This is a genomic window from Marinobacterium maritimum (assembly GCF_039523155.1).
GTDB classification, from domain to species: Bacteria; Pseudomonadota; Gammaproteobacteria; order Pseudomonadales; family Balneatricaceae; genus Marinobacterium; species Marinobacterium maritimum.
The window spans coordinates 92,550-110,095 of the sequence record NZ_BAAAET010000005.1 but is presented as its reverse complement, the minus strand read 5'-3'; the positions used below and the strand labels follow the sequence as shown (position 1 = coordinate 110,095).

General features: G+C 59.4%; 11 protein-coding genes. 6 read left to right on the top strand and 5 right to left on the bottom strand.

Annotated elements, in window-relative coordinates; translation table 11 throughout:
* Window positions 1-33: 33 nt before the first annotated feature.
* On the top strand, window positions 34-867 hold the full coding sequence (locus tag ABD013_RS16130) for a M48 family metallopeptidase (protein WP_343808296.1): 834 nt from the start codon (window positions 34-36) through the stop codon (window positions 865-867).
* A 190-nt stretch (window positions 868-1,057) separates the two neighbouring features.
* Here the strand turns inward: ABD013_RS16130 and ABD013_RS16125 are convergent, their stop codons facing one another.
* Window positions 1,058-2,161 (bottom strand): phosphoribosylaminoimidazolesuccinocarboxamide synthase, encoded by a 1,104-nt coding sequence (locus tag ABD013_RS16125; RefSeq protein ID WP_343808293.1) that lies wholly within the window; start codon window positions 2,159-2,161, stop codon window positions 1,058-1,060.
* 279 nt (window positions 2,162-2,440) lie between these two features.
* Window positions 2,441-3,589: a cytochrome-c peroxidase gene (locus tag ABD013_RS16120; protein WP_343808291.1), complete on the bottom strand. Its 1,149-nt coding sequence runs from the start codon at window positions 3,587-3,589 to the stop codon at window positions 2,441-2,443.
* A gap of 156 nt (window positions 3,590-3,745) precedes the next feature.
* Here ABD013_RS16120 and ABD013_RS16115 point away from each other — a divergent pair, with 156 nt between their 5' ends.
* Window positions 3,746-5,050 (top strand): DUF2252 domain-containing protein, encoded by a 1,305-nt coding sequence (locus ABD013_RS16115; protein ID WP_343808288.1) that lies wholly within the window; start codon window positions 3,746-3,748, stop codon window positions 5,048-5,050.
* A gap of 10 nt (window positions 5,051-5,060) precedes the next feature.
* Here the strand turns inward: ABD013_RS16115 and ABD013_RS16110 are convergent, their stop codons facing one another.
* The gene (locus ABD013_RS16110; protein ID WP_343808285.1) at window positions 5,061-5,603 is read right to left on the bottom strand and encodes a lysozyme inhibitor LprI family protein; all 543 of its coding nucleotides are present in this window, start codon (window positions 5,601-5,603) and stop codon (window positions 5,061-5,063) included.
* A 309-nt stretch (window positions 5,604-5,912) separates the two neighbouring features.
* On the opposite strand from ABD013_RS16110, the gene ABD013_RS16105 reads away from it, so the two are divergent.
* From ABD013_RS16105 to ABD013_RS16090, 4 genes are all read left to right on the top strand, one after another.
* Window positions 5,913-6,470, top strand: a complete 558-nt coding sequence (locus tag ABD013_RS16105; RefSeq protein WP_343808282.1) for a TMEM165/GDT1 family protein — start codon at window positions 5,913-5,915, stop codon at window positions 6,468-6,470.
* Between the two features lie 78 nt (window positions 6,471-6,548).
* The gene (locus ABD013_RS16100; RefSeq protein WP_343808279.1) at window positions 6,549-6,962 is read left to right on the top strand and encodes a hypothetical protein; all 414 of its coding nucleotides are present in this window, start codon (window positions 6,549-6,551) and stop codon (window positions 6,960-6,962) included.
* A 173-nt stretch (window positions 6,963-7,135) separates the two neighbouring features.
* Window positions 7,136-9,421 (top strand): putative bifunctional diguanylate cyclase/phosphodiesterase, encoded by a 2,286-nt coding sequence (locus ABD013_RS16095; protein WP_343808276.1) that lies wholly within the window; start codon window positions 7,136-7,138, stop codon window positions 9,419-9,421.
* Window positions 9,418-10,293 (top strand): phosphate/phosphite/phosphonate ABC transporter substrate-binding protein, encoded by an 876-nt coding sequence (locus ABD013_RS16090; RefSeq protein WP_343808273.1) that lies wholly within the window; start codon window positions 9,418-9,420, stop codon window positions 10,291-10,293. The genes ABD013_RS16095 and ABD013_RS16090 overlap by 4 nt, the downstream gene beginning before the upstream one ends.
* Here ABD013_RS16090 and ABD013_RS16085 read toward each other — a convergent pair.
* Window positions 10,241-16,621, bottom strand: coding sequence for an AAA family ATPase (locus ABD013_RS16085; protein ID WP_343808271.1), 6,381 nt, complete (start codon window positions 16,619-16,621; stop codon window positions 10,241-10,243). The genes ABD013_RS16090 and ABD013_RS16085 overlap by 53 nt on opposite strands.
* Window positions 16,618-17,358, bottom strand: a complete 741-nt coding sequence (locus tag ABD013_RS16080; protein ID WP_343808268.1) for a response regulator — start codon at window positions 17,356-17,358, stop codon at window positions 16,618-16,620. The genes ABD013_RS16085 and ABD013_RS16080 overlap by 4 nt, the downstream gene beginning before the upstream one ends.
* Window positions 17,359-17,546: the final 188 nt, after the last annotated feature.

The following is a 17,546-nucleotide window of genomic DNA, read 5'->3' as shown; positions in this document are numbered from 1 at the left end:
AGAAGAATGGAACTCTAGACAGGAGAAAATCGAATGTTGAAAGCGGGCATCAAGCGTCTGGCCCTGATTACCGGCCTGAGCATCCTTGCCACCGGGTGTGCGGTGTCGCCTACGGGTGAAAAGACCCTGCTGCTCAACTCGCCAGCGCAGATGAATGCGATGGGGAGCCAGTCGTTCGAGCAGATGAAAGAAAAAATTCCGGCAGAGGAAGATGCGCGCACTAACCGCTATGTGCAGTGTGTGGCGGATGCGATTGTCATGCAGGTGCCACGCGAGTACGGCTATGCGCCCCAGAACTGGGAACTGGTGGTGTTCAAGGACGATGCGGTCAACGCCTTCGCGCTGCCGGGCGGCAAGATCGGTGTCTATACAGGCATGCTGAAGATGGCCAATAACCAGCATCAGCTGGCATCGGTGATCGGTCACGAGGTGTCGCATGTGCTGGCGCAGCATGGTAATGCCCGCATGAGCCAGCAGCAGCTGACCCAGCTGGGCATGGCCGCGGCCACCATTGCGATGGCCGACCGGGTGGACTCCAAAACTCAGCAGGCCGCGATACTGGCGCTGGGGCTGGGTGCGCAATATGGCATTCTGCTGCCCTATAGCCGTAAGCATGAATCCGAAGCGGATATGCTTGGGCAGGAGCTGATGGCGCAGGCCGGCTTCGATCCTCGTGAAGCGGTCACGCTGTGGCAGAAGATGTCACAGAAGGGGGGCGCAACTCCGCCGGAGCTGTTGTCGACCCACCCGGCGCCGAGCACACGTATCCATCAGCTGGATGCCCAGGTGCAGCAATACATGCCGCTGTATCAGCAGGCGCGTGCTGCTGGGCGCCGACCGGATTGTGATCGGCTGAAGCCGCGTTGAAGCAACCTGCCATGTGTTCTATGTCTGGCAGTTCTATAACGTCCCTGTAACCGCTGCCGACCGTACATCCTGAAATGGGCCGCTCCTGTGCATCCTGCACCCGCGGCCTACCATTCGTCCTGAATATAAAAAAACCTCCCGCTGCTTTTGGAGCAGGGGAGGTTTTTTAATGAAGACGCCAGGCGCTTGATCAGTCGATCAGGCCGTACTGGTCGCGCAGGATTGCGATGATCTCCGCCTTCGGGTTCTCCGACAGCTCGATCTTGTGGCCGACGACCTTCTCGGCGATATCCAGATAGGTGCGGGACACGTCCATCAGTACTTCGGTCGGCAGGGCGTTGTCGCGGGCAAGGGCTTCACGTTCCGGCATGCGCTCCTTGTTGAGCAGGATGTCCGGGTCCGGGAAGTGGTTCAGCAGCAGCTGACGGAAACCTTCCTTCGACTTCTCGATCACCTTGCCATCGCGGTAGGCCGGGCCGTCCCAAATGCGGGAGGAGTCCGGTGTACCCACTTCATCCATGTAGATCAGCTTTTCGTTGCCGGATGCGTCGGTGACGTAACCGAATTCGAACTTGGTATCGACGAACACCTGATCCAGCTCGGCCAGCGCATCGCTGATTACGCCGAAGCCTTCCTTGAGCAGCTTTTCGTACTGGGCAATGTCGTCGGCAGAGCGGAAGCCAAAGGCTTCGAAGTTGTCGGCGATGTTGGCGCGGGTGATGTTCACGTCATCCGCTTCCGGCACGCCCGGGATGCCACGCAGAATACCCTTGGTAGACGGGGTCATCAGCAGTTCGGGCAGCTTCTGGTCCTTCTGCAGGCCTTCCGGCAGGGTGATGCCGCAGAATTCGCGTTCGCCCTTGCTGTAGGCGCGCCACATGGAGCCGGTGATGTACTGGCGGCAGATCGCTTCGATCATCACCGGGCGTGCCTTCTGCACGATCCAGACGAACGGGTGCGGGATATCGACGATGTGACTGTCGGCCAGGCCCTTCTCGCGGAACAGACCGAACCAGTGGTTGGAGATTGCATTCAGCGCTGCACCCTTGCCAGGGACACCGTTGAGACCACCTTCACCGTGCCAGATGCAGTCGAATGCAGAAATTCGGTCGCTGATCACCATGATCGCCAGCGGGGCGTCAGGTGCTACATCATAGCCTTTCTCTTCGATCAGGCGGCGGCTGTCCGCTTCGGTCAGCCAGTAGACGGAACGTACCTTGCCACTGTGGACAGGGCGGTCGGTACGGATCGGCAGGTCGTTGTTCACGGCCAGAACGGATTGCGCAAGGCTCATGGTGTCACAGGTCCTGTTGCTTGGATTGGTCAGCCATCAAGGGCAGATAGGAATGGCGGGATTCTAGCACAAGGTTTAGCAAGTGCGCGCGGCGCAATCGCTTGCAGGGCAAGCTCCCACAAAGACCGATACCTCCGGGAATAGTGCAGTCTACACCCCAGTGAAGGAGCCTGCTTGCAGGCGATAATCTCCTGGCTGGGGTTATCGCTTGTGTGGCAAGCTCCTACAAGTGGATCCTGGCTGTAGCAGCCTGCCTGCAGGCGATCATAACGATTTGAATTACTTCAACAGATGCTCGTAGCGCTGGTCAGTCAACGTCTTCAGGAAGGCGACGATAGCGTCCACACGCTCGTCCTCCAGTGCCGGGCCATGCTCGAGTTCTTTCAGCGCCAGGGTATCGGCTACTTCAGGTTTGCCCCAGGGCTCGCCGGTTTCCGGGTTGTTGGTGCGGGTGGGGTTGTTGTACTTGTCGTAGAACAGCACCACGGTACGCAGATCCTTGAACACGCCGTTGTGCATGTAGGGACCAGTAACCGCCACGTTGCGCAGGGTCGGCACCTTGAACTTGCCGGCGTGAGCTGGATCATCGACGGCCGGGTTGTCCAGCAGGCCACGGTCGACAAAGTCAGGTGCGACACCGTTCGCTGCACGCAGTTCGGCATTCACCGGCGTGCCGATGTTGCGGTATTCGTAGTTGCTGAAGGACTCATCCCGCGCACGGGCGCTTTTGCGCAGCTGATGGCACTGGTTGCAGTTGGTGAACTGCTGAGAAAAGAACAGCAAGCGGCCCAGCTCTTCCTGATCGGTCAGTTTGGCTTCGCCGCGCAGAAAACGATCGTATTTGGAGTCGAAGGGGGCAAAGAACTCGGTCTGCTCGAACGCTTCAAGGCTGTCGGCCATGGCGGCATAGCCCTGTTCAGGCTGGTCGAGAATGCCTGCGCCATAGAGGGCGTCAAACTGGCGCTGGTACTCCGGATTCTCTTTCAGGCGCTCGACGACGCTGGCCTTGTCAGGCATGCCCATCTCGATCGGGTTCAGCGGCGGGCCACCGGCCTGTTCGGCCAGTGTGGCAGCACGGCCATCCCAGAATTGACCACCGACCCACTCTCCGTCGGCCTTGCTGTGAAACTTCGGGCTGAAGCTCGCATAGCCGGCAGACGGTGCGTTACGGTCGCCAAGGGAGTGGCCATCGTCGCCGATTGAACCACCCAGTTCAGTTCCCTGGCGGTTGTCGGCGAAGCCCTGTGCCGGGGAGTGGCAGCTGGCACAGGACTGGCTGCGGTTTTTGGACAGGTTGGTGTCGAAAAACAGCTGCTGACCCAGCTGCGCCTTGGCTGTTGCGAGTGCGTTCGGCGGTGATTCGGCGAACGCGGGCAGGGACAGCAGGCCGAAAGAAAGAAACAGGGGCAGCAGCGATGTGGCCTTCATAGGGATATAACCTGATTATCAGAATCATTCTCATTAGTGTGATGGATGTTAACACGTTGCACAGGCCTGTGCAGCGGTCATCTCCTTGGCGTTTTGACCCAGCTCAAGGCTGAGTTAAGGTGTGTCCTCCCAAAAACGCACAGCAGGAGGCCGTGAATGCGTGTTGCCACCGCACATAATCGTGAACAGCAGGTGATTGAGGCATTGGAGGGATTCAATGCTGAGTTGAGCGAAACGTTCAGACAACAGAAGTACGAGCGGATGTCCGTGTCGGCCTTCAGCTTCTTTCGTGGCAGCAACCATCTGTACTGGCAGGATCTGTACCGGGACTGGCATTTTTCCCTGTTCGGAGGTGTGACTGAAACCCAGACCTGGCTGCAGGGCGATGCTCATCTGCACAACTTCGGTGCCTATGGCAGTCATGATGACCTGGTCCGTTTCGGTCTGGATGACTTTGATGACGGCATCATTGGTGACTATCAGTACGACCTCTGGCGCCTGCTCGTCAGTGTAGTGCTGGCGGTGCGTGAAAACGGCTCGCTTAAGCTCACAGCGCTGCCTGAAATCTTGCAAACGCTGATCGACAGCTATCTGCATACTCTGCAACAGAATGTGGTCGAGATCGCTGACTGGGCGGCCACTGCGCAGACCACTGACGGAAAGTTGCAGTCCTTCCTGATCAAGGTGGCCGAGAAGAAGGGACGGGCACGCATGTTGCAAAAATGGACCTGCTTTGAACAGGGCGACGAGCGTCGCTTTATCGTTGACCATCCCAAGCTGGCGCCCCTGTCAGCACAAGACCGGGCGGCACTGGAGCAGGCGCTGGTCGACTATCAGGCAACGTTGGATGATGAGGTACCAGGACATAGCCATCAGCACTTCAGGGTCAAGGATCTGGCGCGACGCCTCAGTGCCGGCACCGGTTCACTGGGTACGGATCGCTTTTATGCGCTGGTGGAGGGGCAGGGAGAAGCTGACCATGATGATGTCATCCTGGATATCAAGGCGCAGCAGCCACCGGCTGCCTGGTGGGTGATGAACGAGAGTGAGCGGGCCGAATATCGCCTCATGTTCAACCATGAAGGGGAGCGCCATGCGCTGGCGTTTCAGGCGATGGCACGTCATCCCGACCCTTATGTGGGCTGGCTGGTGCTGGGTGATCAGGTGTTCTCGGTACGCGAGCGCTCACCGTTCAAGGCTGACTATCCGACGGACAAGCTGCTCAAGCCCAAGCACTGGCACCATCTGGTGACGGCCTGGGGGCGGATTCTGGCGGCATCCCATCTGCGAGGCGCGGCGGCACTAAGCGAGGCGGGAGGCCGTGTTTTTGCTGACGCGGTCCTGCAACTGACCCTGCCGCGACGTGAGGCCTTTACCGAGCTGCTGATGAGCATGGCGCAGGCCTACGCCGATTGTGTGCAGAACGACTATGCGAGTTTCTGCCGATACCTGAAGCGGTGATGGCTGGCGCTTATTGAATGACGATCAGCTCGCGCAGCTGTTCCAGTTCCTTGATCCGCTTTTGGGTCTCTTCGATGAATGCCTGACCGGCTGCGAAGCGGGCGACCTCGCCATCCTTGTCATTGAGGAAGGCACGGGTCATCGCTTCGGCGCGCTGGTCGAGCCAGCGGTTCTGCAGTTCCACCTCGTGACGCTGGGCCTGTTCCGGCAGATAGTCGAGGGTGTCCTGGAACAGCAGGTAGAGCCGGGCATCCCAAAGATAGGCGATGCTGGACAGGGTATGGTTCTTGGCCAGCTGGGTTTCTTCCAGCGCCATCTGCGCTTCCAGCTGGGCGATCGGCTGGTCGAGCTTGGGTTCCCAGTTCAGGTCCGCGCTGGCTGGCAGAGCCTCGGCAGCCTTGGGCGCAGCCGGTTTGGCTACTTCAACCGGCTGTACCACAGGTTCAGGTTCGGCCTGGGGCTTGTTGGTAAAGGGCATCGGCAGTGTCTGGCATCCGGCCAGAGTAAGGCTGAACATCAGGCAGGCAGCGGCAGATCCCAGTCGTGCAGTCATCGGTAACCCTTCATTCGTTGCAGTGACAAAACAAGTGACAAGTCCGCCATTCTACCCGAGCCGGAGCCACAGGCCAGTGTCTGGCACAATTTGCCACTTGGGAGCGGTGTTGTTAATATGCGCGCACTCTTGGGGGAGTAATCTTCTGTCAGACCCTGTCGACAGAGTGGCTGTCAACATAATTGAGCCTCAAGCTCATGGCAGTCGCGTCCCGTTCCCGGGATTGATGAGACCTGAGACATGACGCACTGTCCTGGCGGGCCGGTGTGTGATGTCTTATGGAATCAACAAGCCCGCCGGACGATATTTATGGACGCCTTCATACCTTCGACCCTCGCGGTTGCCATTGCCGAAATCGGCGATAAAACTCAGCTTCTGACACTCTTTCTTGCCGCGCGCTTTGTTCAACGCAATGCGATCATTCTGGGCATTCTGGTTGCGACCCTGGTTAACCATGGACTTTCGGCCTGGCTGGGTGCCTGGCTGGTGCAGTGGATTCCCGAAAGCTGGGTGCCCTGGATTATCGGTGGCAGCTTCATCGCCGTTGGCCTCTGGGTATTGATTCCCGACAAGGACGATGAAGAGGACGGCGCGGTACTTAAATATGGCGCCTTCATTGCCACCTGCATACTCTTCTTTATCGCCGAGATTGGCGATAAAACACAGATCGCAACCGTCATCCTGGCGGCTCGCTACGACAGTCTGTTCTGGGTCATTGCCGGTACCACTATCGGCATGATGCTGGCCAATGTGCCGGTGGCCTATGCCGGCAACTGGTTGATGCAGAAAATCCCGCTCAATCTGGCGCGCTGGTCTGCCTGTGGCCTGTTCGTTGGGCTGGGATTGCTTTCGATTATCGCAATTTGATCAACTTTGCTCATACACTGCTCAGTTGTGGCGCCTATACTGCGGCCATCAACGTTTGAATACGAGGGGAGCAAGGATATGAACGTGTATAAGATGCTGGGCTCTGCGGTTTTGGCTTCGACGGTACTGCTGGTTGGTTGTGGCGATGACCAGAAAGCGGCTGAAGAAAAAGAGGTGGCTCCGGCCGTGGAGCAGGCCGCTGAACCGTCTGCCATGGACACGCTGAAGAAAGAAGCGGGTGAAACCATGCAGGCCGCCGGTGATGTCATGGCTGAAGCCAAAGAGGATGTGACTGAGGCTGCCGGCGACATGGCTGACAAGGCTGCAGAGATGGGTGAAGAGATCAAGCAGGATGCCGTCGAAGCTTACGAGCAGGCTGAAGATGGAATGAGCGATCTGAAAGACAAGGCGGTTGAAGCTGCTGCTGATCTGGAGCAAAAGGCGAGCGATCAGGTCGACGCCATGCAGGAGAGCGAGACCGAAGACAAGTAAGTACCCGACTTATCCATTCTCATAAACGCGGCCTCAGAGCCGCGTTTTTTGTCATGCTGCCGTCATTTTGTTCTGCTAGCTTCACTTGAATGTCGCCGTATGAATACAGGTGGCAATCCCGAATTGAAGTTGAACAGGATGTTTGCTTGAACCCGCCTCTGGAAAGAAACCCCATGTCACTTACGGCGCCCCAGATGGGGGTAGCACTGTTCGCGCTGCTGATGATCGGCGTCGTCTGGCTGTTCACTGCCCACCAGCTCAGTGACAGTCGGGAGCGGGCGTTAGCCAGGCAGGGGGCAGCCATGGCCAACCTGTCATTCATCGTGGCGGAAAACCTGGAACAGGTGCTGGACCGGGCTAAAACCCTGCGCATGCTGGTGCACGACATCCAACAGCGAGAACAGGCCAGGGAAAACGCCGAGATGGCATCCCTGATTCTGTCTGATCCGGTGTTCAATCGGCTCAGCTTGTATGACGGTCGTGGGCGGCTGAGATACAACACCTCGCCAAGCACGTTATTGCACCTTGAGTCGGAGTGGCAGCATTCGCCTGCCAAGGGCGCTGATGATCTGTGGGTCTTGCCACGCAGTGCCTGGCAGCATCCCTGGTCCATGCCTTTGCTGTTGCCGGAAGTGCCTGAGGCTGATGGTGGTAACCGTTTTATGTTGCTCGAGCTGGATCTGGGTTACCTGCTCAGGCTGTATCAAAACCTGGATCTGGGGGCTCAGGCCAGCATTCATATCCTGACGGCTGCAGGCGAAGAGCTGGCCCAGGTTGATCAGAGCGGACTGGTGATCGAAAGTGGGCGTTTTGACAACAGCGTCGTGCTGGATTCGCGCCTCCACCATGGACGCTTCAATGCTCGGGATTTCAATACCGGAAAGAGCTTTTTAAGTTTCTTTCACCGCCTGGAGTCCTTCGCGTTCGTGGTGGTGGTGCGCCAGGCCGAAAACGAAATACTCGCGCCTCACCTGGAACAACGTTCCCGATATGTATTGACCGTATTGTTGCTCAGCCTGGTGGTATTGGTGGGGGTAGTCTGGTTGCTCTGGATGATGCATGGACGGGAGGTGCAGTTGCGGGCGCTGGAGTATTCCGAGCAGCGAAATCATGCACTGCTGGAACGGTTGCAGCGGGAACACCGGCAAACCCTTGAAGCCGCATCACGGGATGCGCTGACGGGGTTGTACAACCGACGGCTGTTCCTGGAGCTGGCGCATTCCCATCTGCTCGGTGCCAAGCGTCAGGGCCGTTTTGCCGCCGTCTTCTTCATTGACCTGGACCGTTTCAAGGCGATCAACGACACCCTGGGCCACAAGGTGGGGGATCAGTTACTGCAGGCCGTATCCGAACGGCTGACCAGCAGTTTGCGTGAAAGTGACATCATCGGCCGGTTCGGTGGGGATGAGTTTGTCGTGATGCTGACCGGGGTGAAGCGACGGGAGGATATCGAACTCAAGGCACGTGAGCTTGTAACGATACTGGCAGCGCCCTATATCGAACTGCAGGGTTCGGGGCTCGGTACCAGCCCCAGTATCGGTATTGCCCTGTCACCTCAGGATGGCATGGAGATCGAGACGCTGGTCAAGCACGCTGATATGGCGATGTATACGGCCAAACGGGCAGGGCGGGGCCGTTACGCCTTTTTCGATAACGCGCTCAATAGTCATGAGCTGGACACTTCTGGACTGGCCCAGCAGTTGCCTTCGGGTATGGCTGAGCAGCTGTGTATCCACCTGCAGCCACGCATGTCACTGCCCGATTATCGCGTGACCGGTTTTGAGGCCCTGGTACGCTGGAACCATCCAGAATTTGGTCTGTTGCCACCCTCGCAGCTGTTGCCGCTGGCGGAGTCACTGGGGCTGATGCCGGCACTGGCGCGGCAGGTATTGCAGCAGGCATGCGAGCAGTTGCTGCAGTGGCGGGCTGATGGCGTGCCGATAGTGCCGGTGGCGGTGAACCTTGGCCTGTCCCAGTTGCAAGCCGCCGAGCTGGGTGAGCGCATCGAGATCATTCTGCAGCGTTATGACATTGACCCTGCCTGGCTGGAACTGGAAATCAACGAGCGTGATCTTCAGCAGCTGGCGTCTGAACAGCTCGACCTGCTGCACCAGCTGCAGCAGCATGGACTGGGCCTGACCATTGATGATTTTGGCAGCAGTGGCCTGGACCCGGAACAGATTCGTCGCCTGCCATTCAGCCGAATCAAGCTGGATCGGGCCTTCATCCGAGATATTCGCAACAGCTATGACGATAACGTGCTCTTGTCGGCAACCATTTCCGTGGCCCAGCGCCTGGGACTGAAGGTTGCCGCCAAGGGCGTGGAAACTCCGGATCAACTGGTCTATCTGAAGCTGTCCGGCTGTGATGAGGTGCAGGGGCACCTGTTCAGCCGAGCCATGAATGCCGAAGAACTGAACCAGTATCGCCAGCAAACCGAACAGGAACTAGCCGTATGAAGCTGATCTTGCGTGGTGTGACACTTCTGCTGATGATGGCGACAGGGATGGCCTGGGCCGAGTCGGCCTGCAAGCAGCCCCGGGTACTTCACTTTGCCACCATTCCCAAGAAAAGCCTGGCGCAGCAGTATGAGGAGTTCGAGCCACTGCGTCAGGAACTGCAGCGTGTGCTGGGAATTCCGGTGCGTACCGTATCGGTCCACTCCTATCAGGCGGTGATTGAGGGACTGCTTTCCGGTGCCGTGGATATGGCCGAGTTGGGGCCGGCCGCGTATATCCAGGCCAAGGAGCGTGATCCCGGGGTTCAGGCCGTGGCGGCCTACAGTTTCAGGGGCGGACCGTTTACACCGGAAGGGAGCTACTACAATTCACTGCTGCTGGTAAAGGCGGGTGCCCGGATCAAGTCGATCCGTGACCTCAAGGGGCGCTCGGTCGCCTTGACCGACCCCGGCAGTACCTCTGGAGCGCTGATCCCGATGACAGAGTTCAAGCGCGAGAGCGGAGTGGTATTGGCTGATTATGTGGGTAGGCGGATCTATGCAGGCTCTCATGATCGTGCCATCGAAGCGGTGTTGTCGGGTGCGGTGGACGCCGCTTTTGTATCCAGCCGCCGGGCCGATGATTACATCGGCCGTGGCGAGTCGAAGGCCGGCGCCCTGCGAGAACTCTGGCGCTCGCGGCCGATCCATTACGATCCGTTCACACTGAGCAGCCAGCTCTGTCCCGAGGTCCAGACACGCATTCGCCAGGTACTATTGACGCCCTCACCGGCACGTCAGCAGTTGCTGGACACCAAGGGGGCAGTGGGCATGCAGGCGGTCAGTGACGAGGACTACCGCTGGCTGGAACAGCTGGTGAGTCAACTGAAGTAACGGGCAGTTCATAGCCTTGCTGCAGCTCTGCGATGCTTTGCCGGCACAGCTGGTTCAGCTGCGCCAGTTCTGCCGTGGTGCAGTGGGTTTGCTGTTCCAGCGTACGGCTCAGTTCAGCGGCCTGCTGCATGCCGAAGTTGCCCAGAGTGCCGGCCAGCTTGTGCAGCAGCGGGGCATGTTCGCCCGGCTGTGTCTTGGCGAGCTGTTGCAGCAACTCGAGGCACTGCGCCTGCATCTGTTGGCACAGACTGCAGAAGCGTTCGCGCCCCAGCATGCTCAGGTGCTGATCGAGCAGGGCGTGGTTGAGTCGTGCGGGCAGCGGTGTCGGCCCGGCCCGGCCGGCCGCTTCGGGTACGGCAGACTGGCGCAGCAGGCGGTTGAGCTCGTCAAACTGCAGCGGCTTGCTGACCACGGCATCCATGCCGGCTTGCTGGTAGCGGCGGATCTCCGCCGGTGTGACCGACGCGGTCAGGGCGATAATGCGCACCTTGGCACGGGAAGGATCCGGGTGCTGACGCATGCGGCGCGCGGTTTCGATGCCATCCATATCGGGCAGATGGATATCCATCAGCACCAGGTCGTAACCGTGGTCGTTGTGCATCGACAGAGCGGTATAACCATCGTCAGCGACACTGACCGTGTGCCCTTCTGACTCCAGCAGTCCCACGGTGACCTGCTGGTTAATCGGGGTATCCTCCACCAGCAGAATATCCAGGCGATGCTTGCCGCCCTCATCGCATGGAAGGCTGGGAGGATGTGCCGACTCAAGCTGCGTTGCAAGCGGGTAATCCTGCTCGATCCAGAAGCGGCTGCCTTCCCCTGGGCGGCTATCGAAACCGATCTCGCCCCCCTGAAGTTCGACCAGTCGCTTGCAGATCGACAGTCCCAGACCGGTGCCGCCGAAGCGGCGGGTTATGGAGCTGTCAGCCTGGCTGAAATGCATGAAGATGCGCGCGTGGGCGGCTTCGGGGATGCCGATGCCGCTGTCTTCTATTTCGAAATGGATGCGGCAGTCGCTGCTATTCGTTTTGATCGGGCGAGCCTTGATCAGCACATAGCCTTCATGAGTGAATTTGAGCGCGTTGGTGCACAGGTTAAGCAGCACCTGATTCAACGCCCTGGGGTCACCCACCACACGTTCCGGCAAGTCGGGTTCGAGGCGCAGGATCAGGTCCAGGTGCTTCTCCTGGGCCATCGGTATCAGCAACTGGCGCAGTTGTTCCAGCTGCTCATGCAGGTTGAACTCCAACTGTTCCAGTTCCATCTGTCCGGCCTCGATCTTGGTGAAATCGAGTACGTCGTTGAGGATGCTCAACAATGACTGGCCGGAGCGATAGATCGAGCCGACCTGCTGCAGTTGCTCGGGGCTGAGCTCCGAGCGCATCAAGAGCTGAGCCATGCCAAGAATACCGTTCATCGGGGTGCGGATTTCATGGCTCATGGTGGCGAGGAACTGGCTCTTGGCTTCACTGGCTGCTTCCGCTTTTTCCCGTGCCAGCTCCGCTTGCTCCTTGGCCTTGCGCTCGCTGATATCGGTCAGCGAGCCCTCATAGTATCTCAGGCCATGTTGTTCGTCGGTGATCCTGTGTGCCGAGATCGAGATGCAGGCTTCACTGCCGTTGCTGCGTCGCCAGCGGGTTTCGAAGCCCAGCACGCGTTCATCACGGTTGAGACGGGCGAGAAACTGACGACACTCATCACGATCAACGAAGCAGTCGCGGATTACGTCTGTCACTGTGTCGAGGAAGGCTTCGGCACTGGGGTAGCCGAGCAGTTTTACCAGTGCCGGGTTGGCGGAGATGAAGCGGCCACGCCGGTCGATGCGGAAGATGCCTTCGCTGGAGTTCTCGAACAGCGAACGGTACTCGCGTTCCGACTGTTCCAGACTCTGGTACAGCTTGGCGTTCTCGATCGAAATTGCCGCCTGAGAGGCCAGAATCTGCAGGGTTTTCAGCCGGTCGCGGTTGAAAATGTCACGGCTTTCCGTGTGCTCCAGATAGAGGATCGCGGTCAGCTCGCCGTGGTACAGGATCGGGATCGCCAGCAGCGAGCGCGGCTGATGCTGGCGAATGTAGCGGTCTTGCTGGAACATCTGGTGTTCGGTTGCATTGCCCAGTACCACGTCTTCCTTGGTGCGGGCGACGTAGTTGATGATGCTCAGCGGCAGCAGGCTTTCGCTCTGTTCCAGCGCCTGGGCATTGAACAGGCGTGGGGCCTGGTTGAGACAGATCTCTGCTTCCAGAAATAGCCCCTTGGAGCGGCGCAGGATCAGGATGGCGCGCTGAGCACCGGCGTTCTGCAGTGCCAGCTGCATCAGCCGCTCCAGCAGGCGCTCCAGCACAATTTCGTCGGAAATCGCCTGGGAGGCATGGATCACGGAGTTGATGTCGAATGCCTGATTGTCCAGCGTCTGGTTGGAAGCCGGTGACTCCTTCGGCTGGCTGTCTTCCAGATGGCGCAGCGGGCGTTCCAGCGTGAACGGATACTGTTCCTGCATCTGTTCCAGCTTGGCGCGGCCGCCCCAGTCGGCGTAGCGCTCGTAGGCATCCTGCAGATAGGTCCGGGCGATGCCGGGCTTGTCCCAGGCCAGATAAAACTGCCCGGCCAGCTCGGTGGCCATCGCTTCGTCCAGCATGAAGCCCTGCTGACGGGCCTGCTCGATCGCCTGTTCATACAGGTCCATCGCCTTGGTGTACTTGTGCTGACTGCGATACAGCTCGGCTTCCAGCAGGTCGGCATGGTGGCGGTGGTTTTCAGGCGAGAAGCGTGCCAGCTTGCGCAGGTGGCGCAGGGTCTGACGTACCTTCTGCAGCCGGGCCGGTTGCTGCAGGATGCTGGTTTGCGGCAGCTGGGCGAGGATGCTCAACGCGTTCAGCTGCTGCAGCCAGGGTACGGTCAGCGTGCCGCTGATCGAGGCGCGCAGTTCCATGCCGGCTTCGCTGTGCCGGTAGGCGCCGGCATAGTCGCCGAACAGGTAGCAAAGCAGGCTTTTGTAAAAGTGGTGCAGGCTGATGGCGGTGCGGTGGTTTTCCCGCTTCAGCTCCGCCAGGTTGCGTTCTTCATGATAGAAGCGGCCATCGAACCGGGTCGGGTCGGTGCATTGGCCACGCAGGTTTTCCATGCTTTGCAAGACGAACTGTGAATACTGCAGCGATTGCTGCTGGCCGGACTCTGACAGCAGGGCCGCATACTGCTCCAGCCGGGGCTGCAACTCATCCAGGTTGCGGCACAGAGGAAAGGCATACTGGATATAGGCCGCCAGGGCGTAGGCACTCCACTCCATGTCACCGGCATCCAGCGCCAGCTGGTGGGCCTTGAGCAGGGATTCCATGCAGTTGTGCAAGGGTTCCCTGTAATGGCGGATATAACTGTTGAACAGCGACAGAGTGCGGTGGTGCGTCAGCACCGACGGCTGCTGCTGATCCAGTTGCAGGGCCAGTTTGCCCAGTCGATAGCCCTGCTCAATGGCGTTGAACTGACCACAGAGGACGCCGCCATAGCCGGCGAAGGCCAGCGCCGCTGAAGGATTGAGCCCGTGCTTCAGCGTTAGCTCCACCTGTCGAGCCATGACCAGCGGGCGCAGCTCGGAACTGGAAAACTTGATGGCGCCGAACATGCTCGCCAGGATCGGCATCGCCGCCAGCAGCTCGGGATCTTCCATCCGGGGCAGCTGCAGGATTTTCTCCTCGGGCATGCGGCGCAATAGCCACTGGGTGCGGGCAACGACATAGGCCAGCTGGCCCTCGCGAGGCTTGGCCGGGATATTGATGCCCAATTGTTGCAAGGCCATCTGGGCCGTCTGCAGTGCCTGGTTGAATTCGTTGTTGGCAACCTGCGACTGGATCTGGATCTCGAATACCCGAATGCGGTCGAGCAGCCGGACAGCATGGGCCTCGACATTGCGAATCAGGTACTGCATGCGCTCCTGCTGACCCTTGATGTTGGCGATATCCGCCGCGGTCGTGTGCAGCTCCAGTGCCAGCGGGTAGTCGCGTTGCCAGCCATTAACCGGCAGCAGGCTCAGGCCGGTATTCAGGTATTCCATGGCGGAGTCAAAGGCGGCGGACTCCTTCGCCTTGAGACCGGCCTGCAGGTTAAGCCGGGCCAGCTGTAGACGTTCGTCATCGGTGTCCAGCAGTTTTTGTGCCTGATTCAGATGGTTGCTGATCTCGAAGATGCGGCTGTCGATCTCTTCCGGCTGCAGGCTTTGCTGCAGCTGCCGCCCGATCTGCAGGTGAAGCTGTTCCAGAGTACGGTCATCGATCAGCGAGTAGGCGGCCTGCTGGACGCGGTCATGCACAAAGCGGAAGCGGGTACGTTCCGGCTCCAGGTTCTGGAACAGGCGATAGCTGTCGTCCTGGGGTACGATCAGGCCTTCGGTCAATGCCGGCCAGAGACAGCGGCTGGCCGCTTCAGGTACAAGCCCGCTTACCACGGACAGGGTGCGCAGGTTGAAGCTGCTGCCGATGCAGGCGGCCAGTGGCAGTACCTGCTGGGTGTTTTCTGGCAGGCGCTGGATCTTGCTGACCATCAGTTCGATGACGTTATCGGTCATCTCCTGGGCGCGAATCGCGTCCTCGTCCCATTGCCAGTGCTGTTCGCGAAAGCTGATCAGGCCATCCTGGTGCAGCGCATGCAGGAACTGGCTGAGAAAGAAGGGGTTGCCCTGGGTCTTTTCCATACAGGCCTGTGCCAGCGCCCGGCAGGTTTGTGGTTCTACACGCAGGGTATCGGCCACCAGCTGGTTGACTTCGCTCAGTTGCAGCGGGTGCAGCGCAATTTCCAGCGGTAGCGGGTCACTGTTTTGCAGGCGTTCAAGTGAGGTACGCAGCGGGTGTGTTGCACTCAACTCGTGGTCGCGATAGCTGCCGATCAGCATCAGCCCCGGTGGGGCGCTGACATTGACCAGCGTTTCGATCAGGTGCAATGAGGCCAGATCGGCCCAGTGCAGATCATCCAGGAACAGCACCAGCGGGCGCTGGGGAGTGGCCAGTACGCGCAGCATCTGGATGAAGATGCGCGAGAAGCGGTTTTGCTCTTCCATTGGCGGCAGTGGCGGCAGCACCGGCTGGTTGCCGATGATCAGCGCCAGTTCGGGAATCAGCTTGATCAGTACCTGGGCATGGTTGCCGATGCTGTCGAGCAGACGCTTGCGCCAGCGTGCGATGCGCTCCTCCGGCTCGGTCAGCAACTGGCGAACCAGCCCCTGCAGCGCCTGAACGATGGCGAAGTAGGGGCGGCTGCGACGGAACTGGTCAAACTTGCCGGCGTTGAAGCTGCCGCCCTGTTCATTGACGTACTGACGCAGCTCGTTGACCAGGCTGGTCTTGCCGACGCCGGCATAGCCGGTGATCAGGATCAGCGGATGGGCGCCACGGCTGCAGCTGTCGTACCGCTCACGCAGCTGGGCCAGCAGTGGCTGGCGGCCATACAGACGCTGCGGAATCTGGAAACGGGCGGAAAGGTCGTGTCGCCCTGGTTGAAAGCGCAGATCATATTCCTGGCGCTGGTGTGCCTGCAGGCAGAGCTGCAGGTCATGGATCAGGCCGACGCTGGACTGGTAACGCTGGGCCGCATCCTTGGACAGCAGCTTGAGGATCACCTGCGACAGCATCTCGGGCAGCTGCGGGTTGATCTGGTGCGGCGCGCCAGGTTGCTTGGCGATCTGGTCATGCACCAGGGTCATGCCGTCATCACTGACGAACGGGGGGCGCCCGGTCATCAGCTCATACAGGGTGGCACCCAGGCTGTAGTAGTCGCTGCGGTAGTCGATGCTGCGGTTGATGCGGCCGGTCTGTTCCGGGGCGATATAGGCCAGCCCCTCACGGCCGAGATCCGGTGTATGCCAGTTGGCCTGTTCACGGCTCAGGCCGGTACTGCGCGAGAAGCCGATCAGCTCTACCATGCCGGAGTCGGGATTGAGCAGCAGGTGGTCCGGGTTGATCTGCTTATGGGTGATACCTGACTCGTGCAGGCGGCCCAATAGTTCGCTGATGCGGATGGCGATTGCCAGCCACTGATGCCAGGCCAGCTGGCGTTCGGCGATTAGTTGACGCAGCGGGCGTGAGCCGGAATCGGCATAGATGATGGCGGGTCCTGTGTCGAGCTGCAGCAGCTCCAGCGGTTCGATGATGCCTCTGATGCGCAGCCGTGACAGGATATCGAATTCGTGCTGGAAACGGCTCAGTCGATCACGGTTGCACTGGCTGCGATCCAGCTGCTTGATGATTACATCACGGCTGTCGTGCAGGCGCACGGCCCGGCTGATGCGGCAGTCATTGGATCGGTGCAGCTGGCGGTAGATGCGGTAGCCTTCGGGTGCCTTCATGTGCCGGTATTGCCGGCGAACATGTAGCCGGCGCCGTGAGCGGTCAGGATTAACTGGGGATTGGACGGGTTGTCACCCAGCTTGCGTCTCAAGCGGCCAATCAATACGTCCACCGAACGGTCATTGGGTGTCCATTCACGATCATGGATGGCGTCCATCAGCTGGTCGCGGGAGAGTACCTGTCCTGGGTGATTGACCAGTGTTTGCAGCAGCTTGAATTCACCTTCCGGCAGGCGTTCCTGATGTCCGTCAGGACTGGTCAGCTGGCGCTTGTGCGGGTCCAGTTGCCAGCCTTCGAAACTGTAGCAGGTGGCGCTTCGGCTGCCATGGCTGTTGCCCCCGTTGGCCGTTTCGGCGCTGAACATGCGCCACAGCAGATTCTTGGCGCGTACCAGCAGTTCGCGCGGGTTGAACGGCTTGGTGACATAGTCGTCGGCACCCAGCTCCAGGCCAACGATGCGGTCGATCTCATCGCCCTTGCTGGTGACCAGAATGATGCCCACGGCGGATTTGGCTCTCAGCTCTCGTGTCACGGTGAGGCCATCCTTGCCGGGCAGGCTGATATCGAGCAGCACCAGGTCGACGGCGTCCTGGTCGATCCGCTCGCCCAGATGGTCGGCATTATCGGTTTCCGAGACCCGGTAGCCGGCATTCTCGAAATAGCTCACCAGCAGGGACCTGGAGGCCAGGTCGTCTTCCACGATGAGGATATGAATGTCGGCAGGGGTGGTTTTCATTGGAACGGCCTCTTGACTGCAATAACGGCGGCAAACTCTGGGGGAGATGCAAGATGGGCAATATCAACCGAGTGGCGCAAAAGTAAAAGTCATTTTTACATTCTGTTACATCTGGGCACAACTTAGCACAAAAGGTGGAAATTTAATTTACATGCTAGGTTTAGCTTAGCCATGAGCACTGAAGCGGG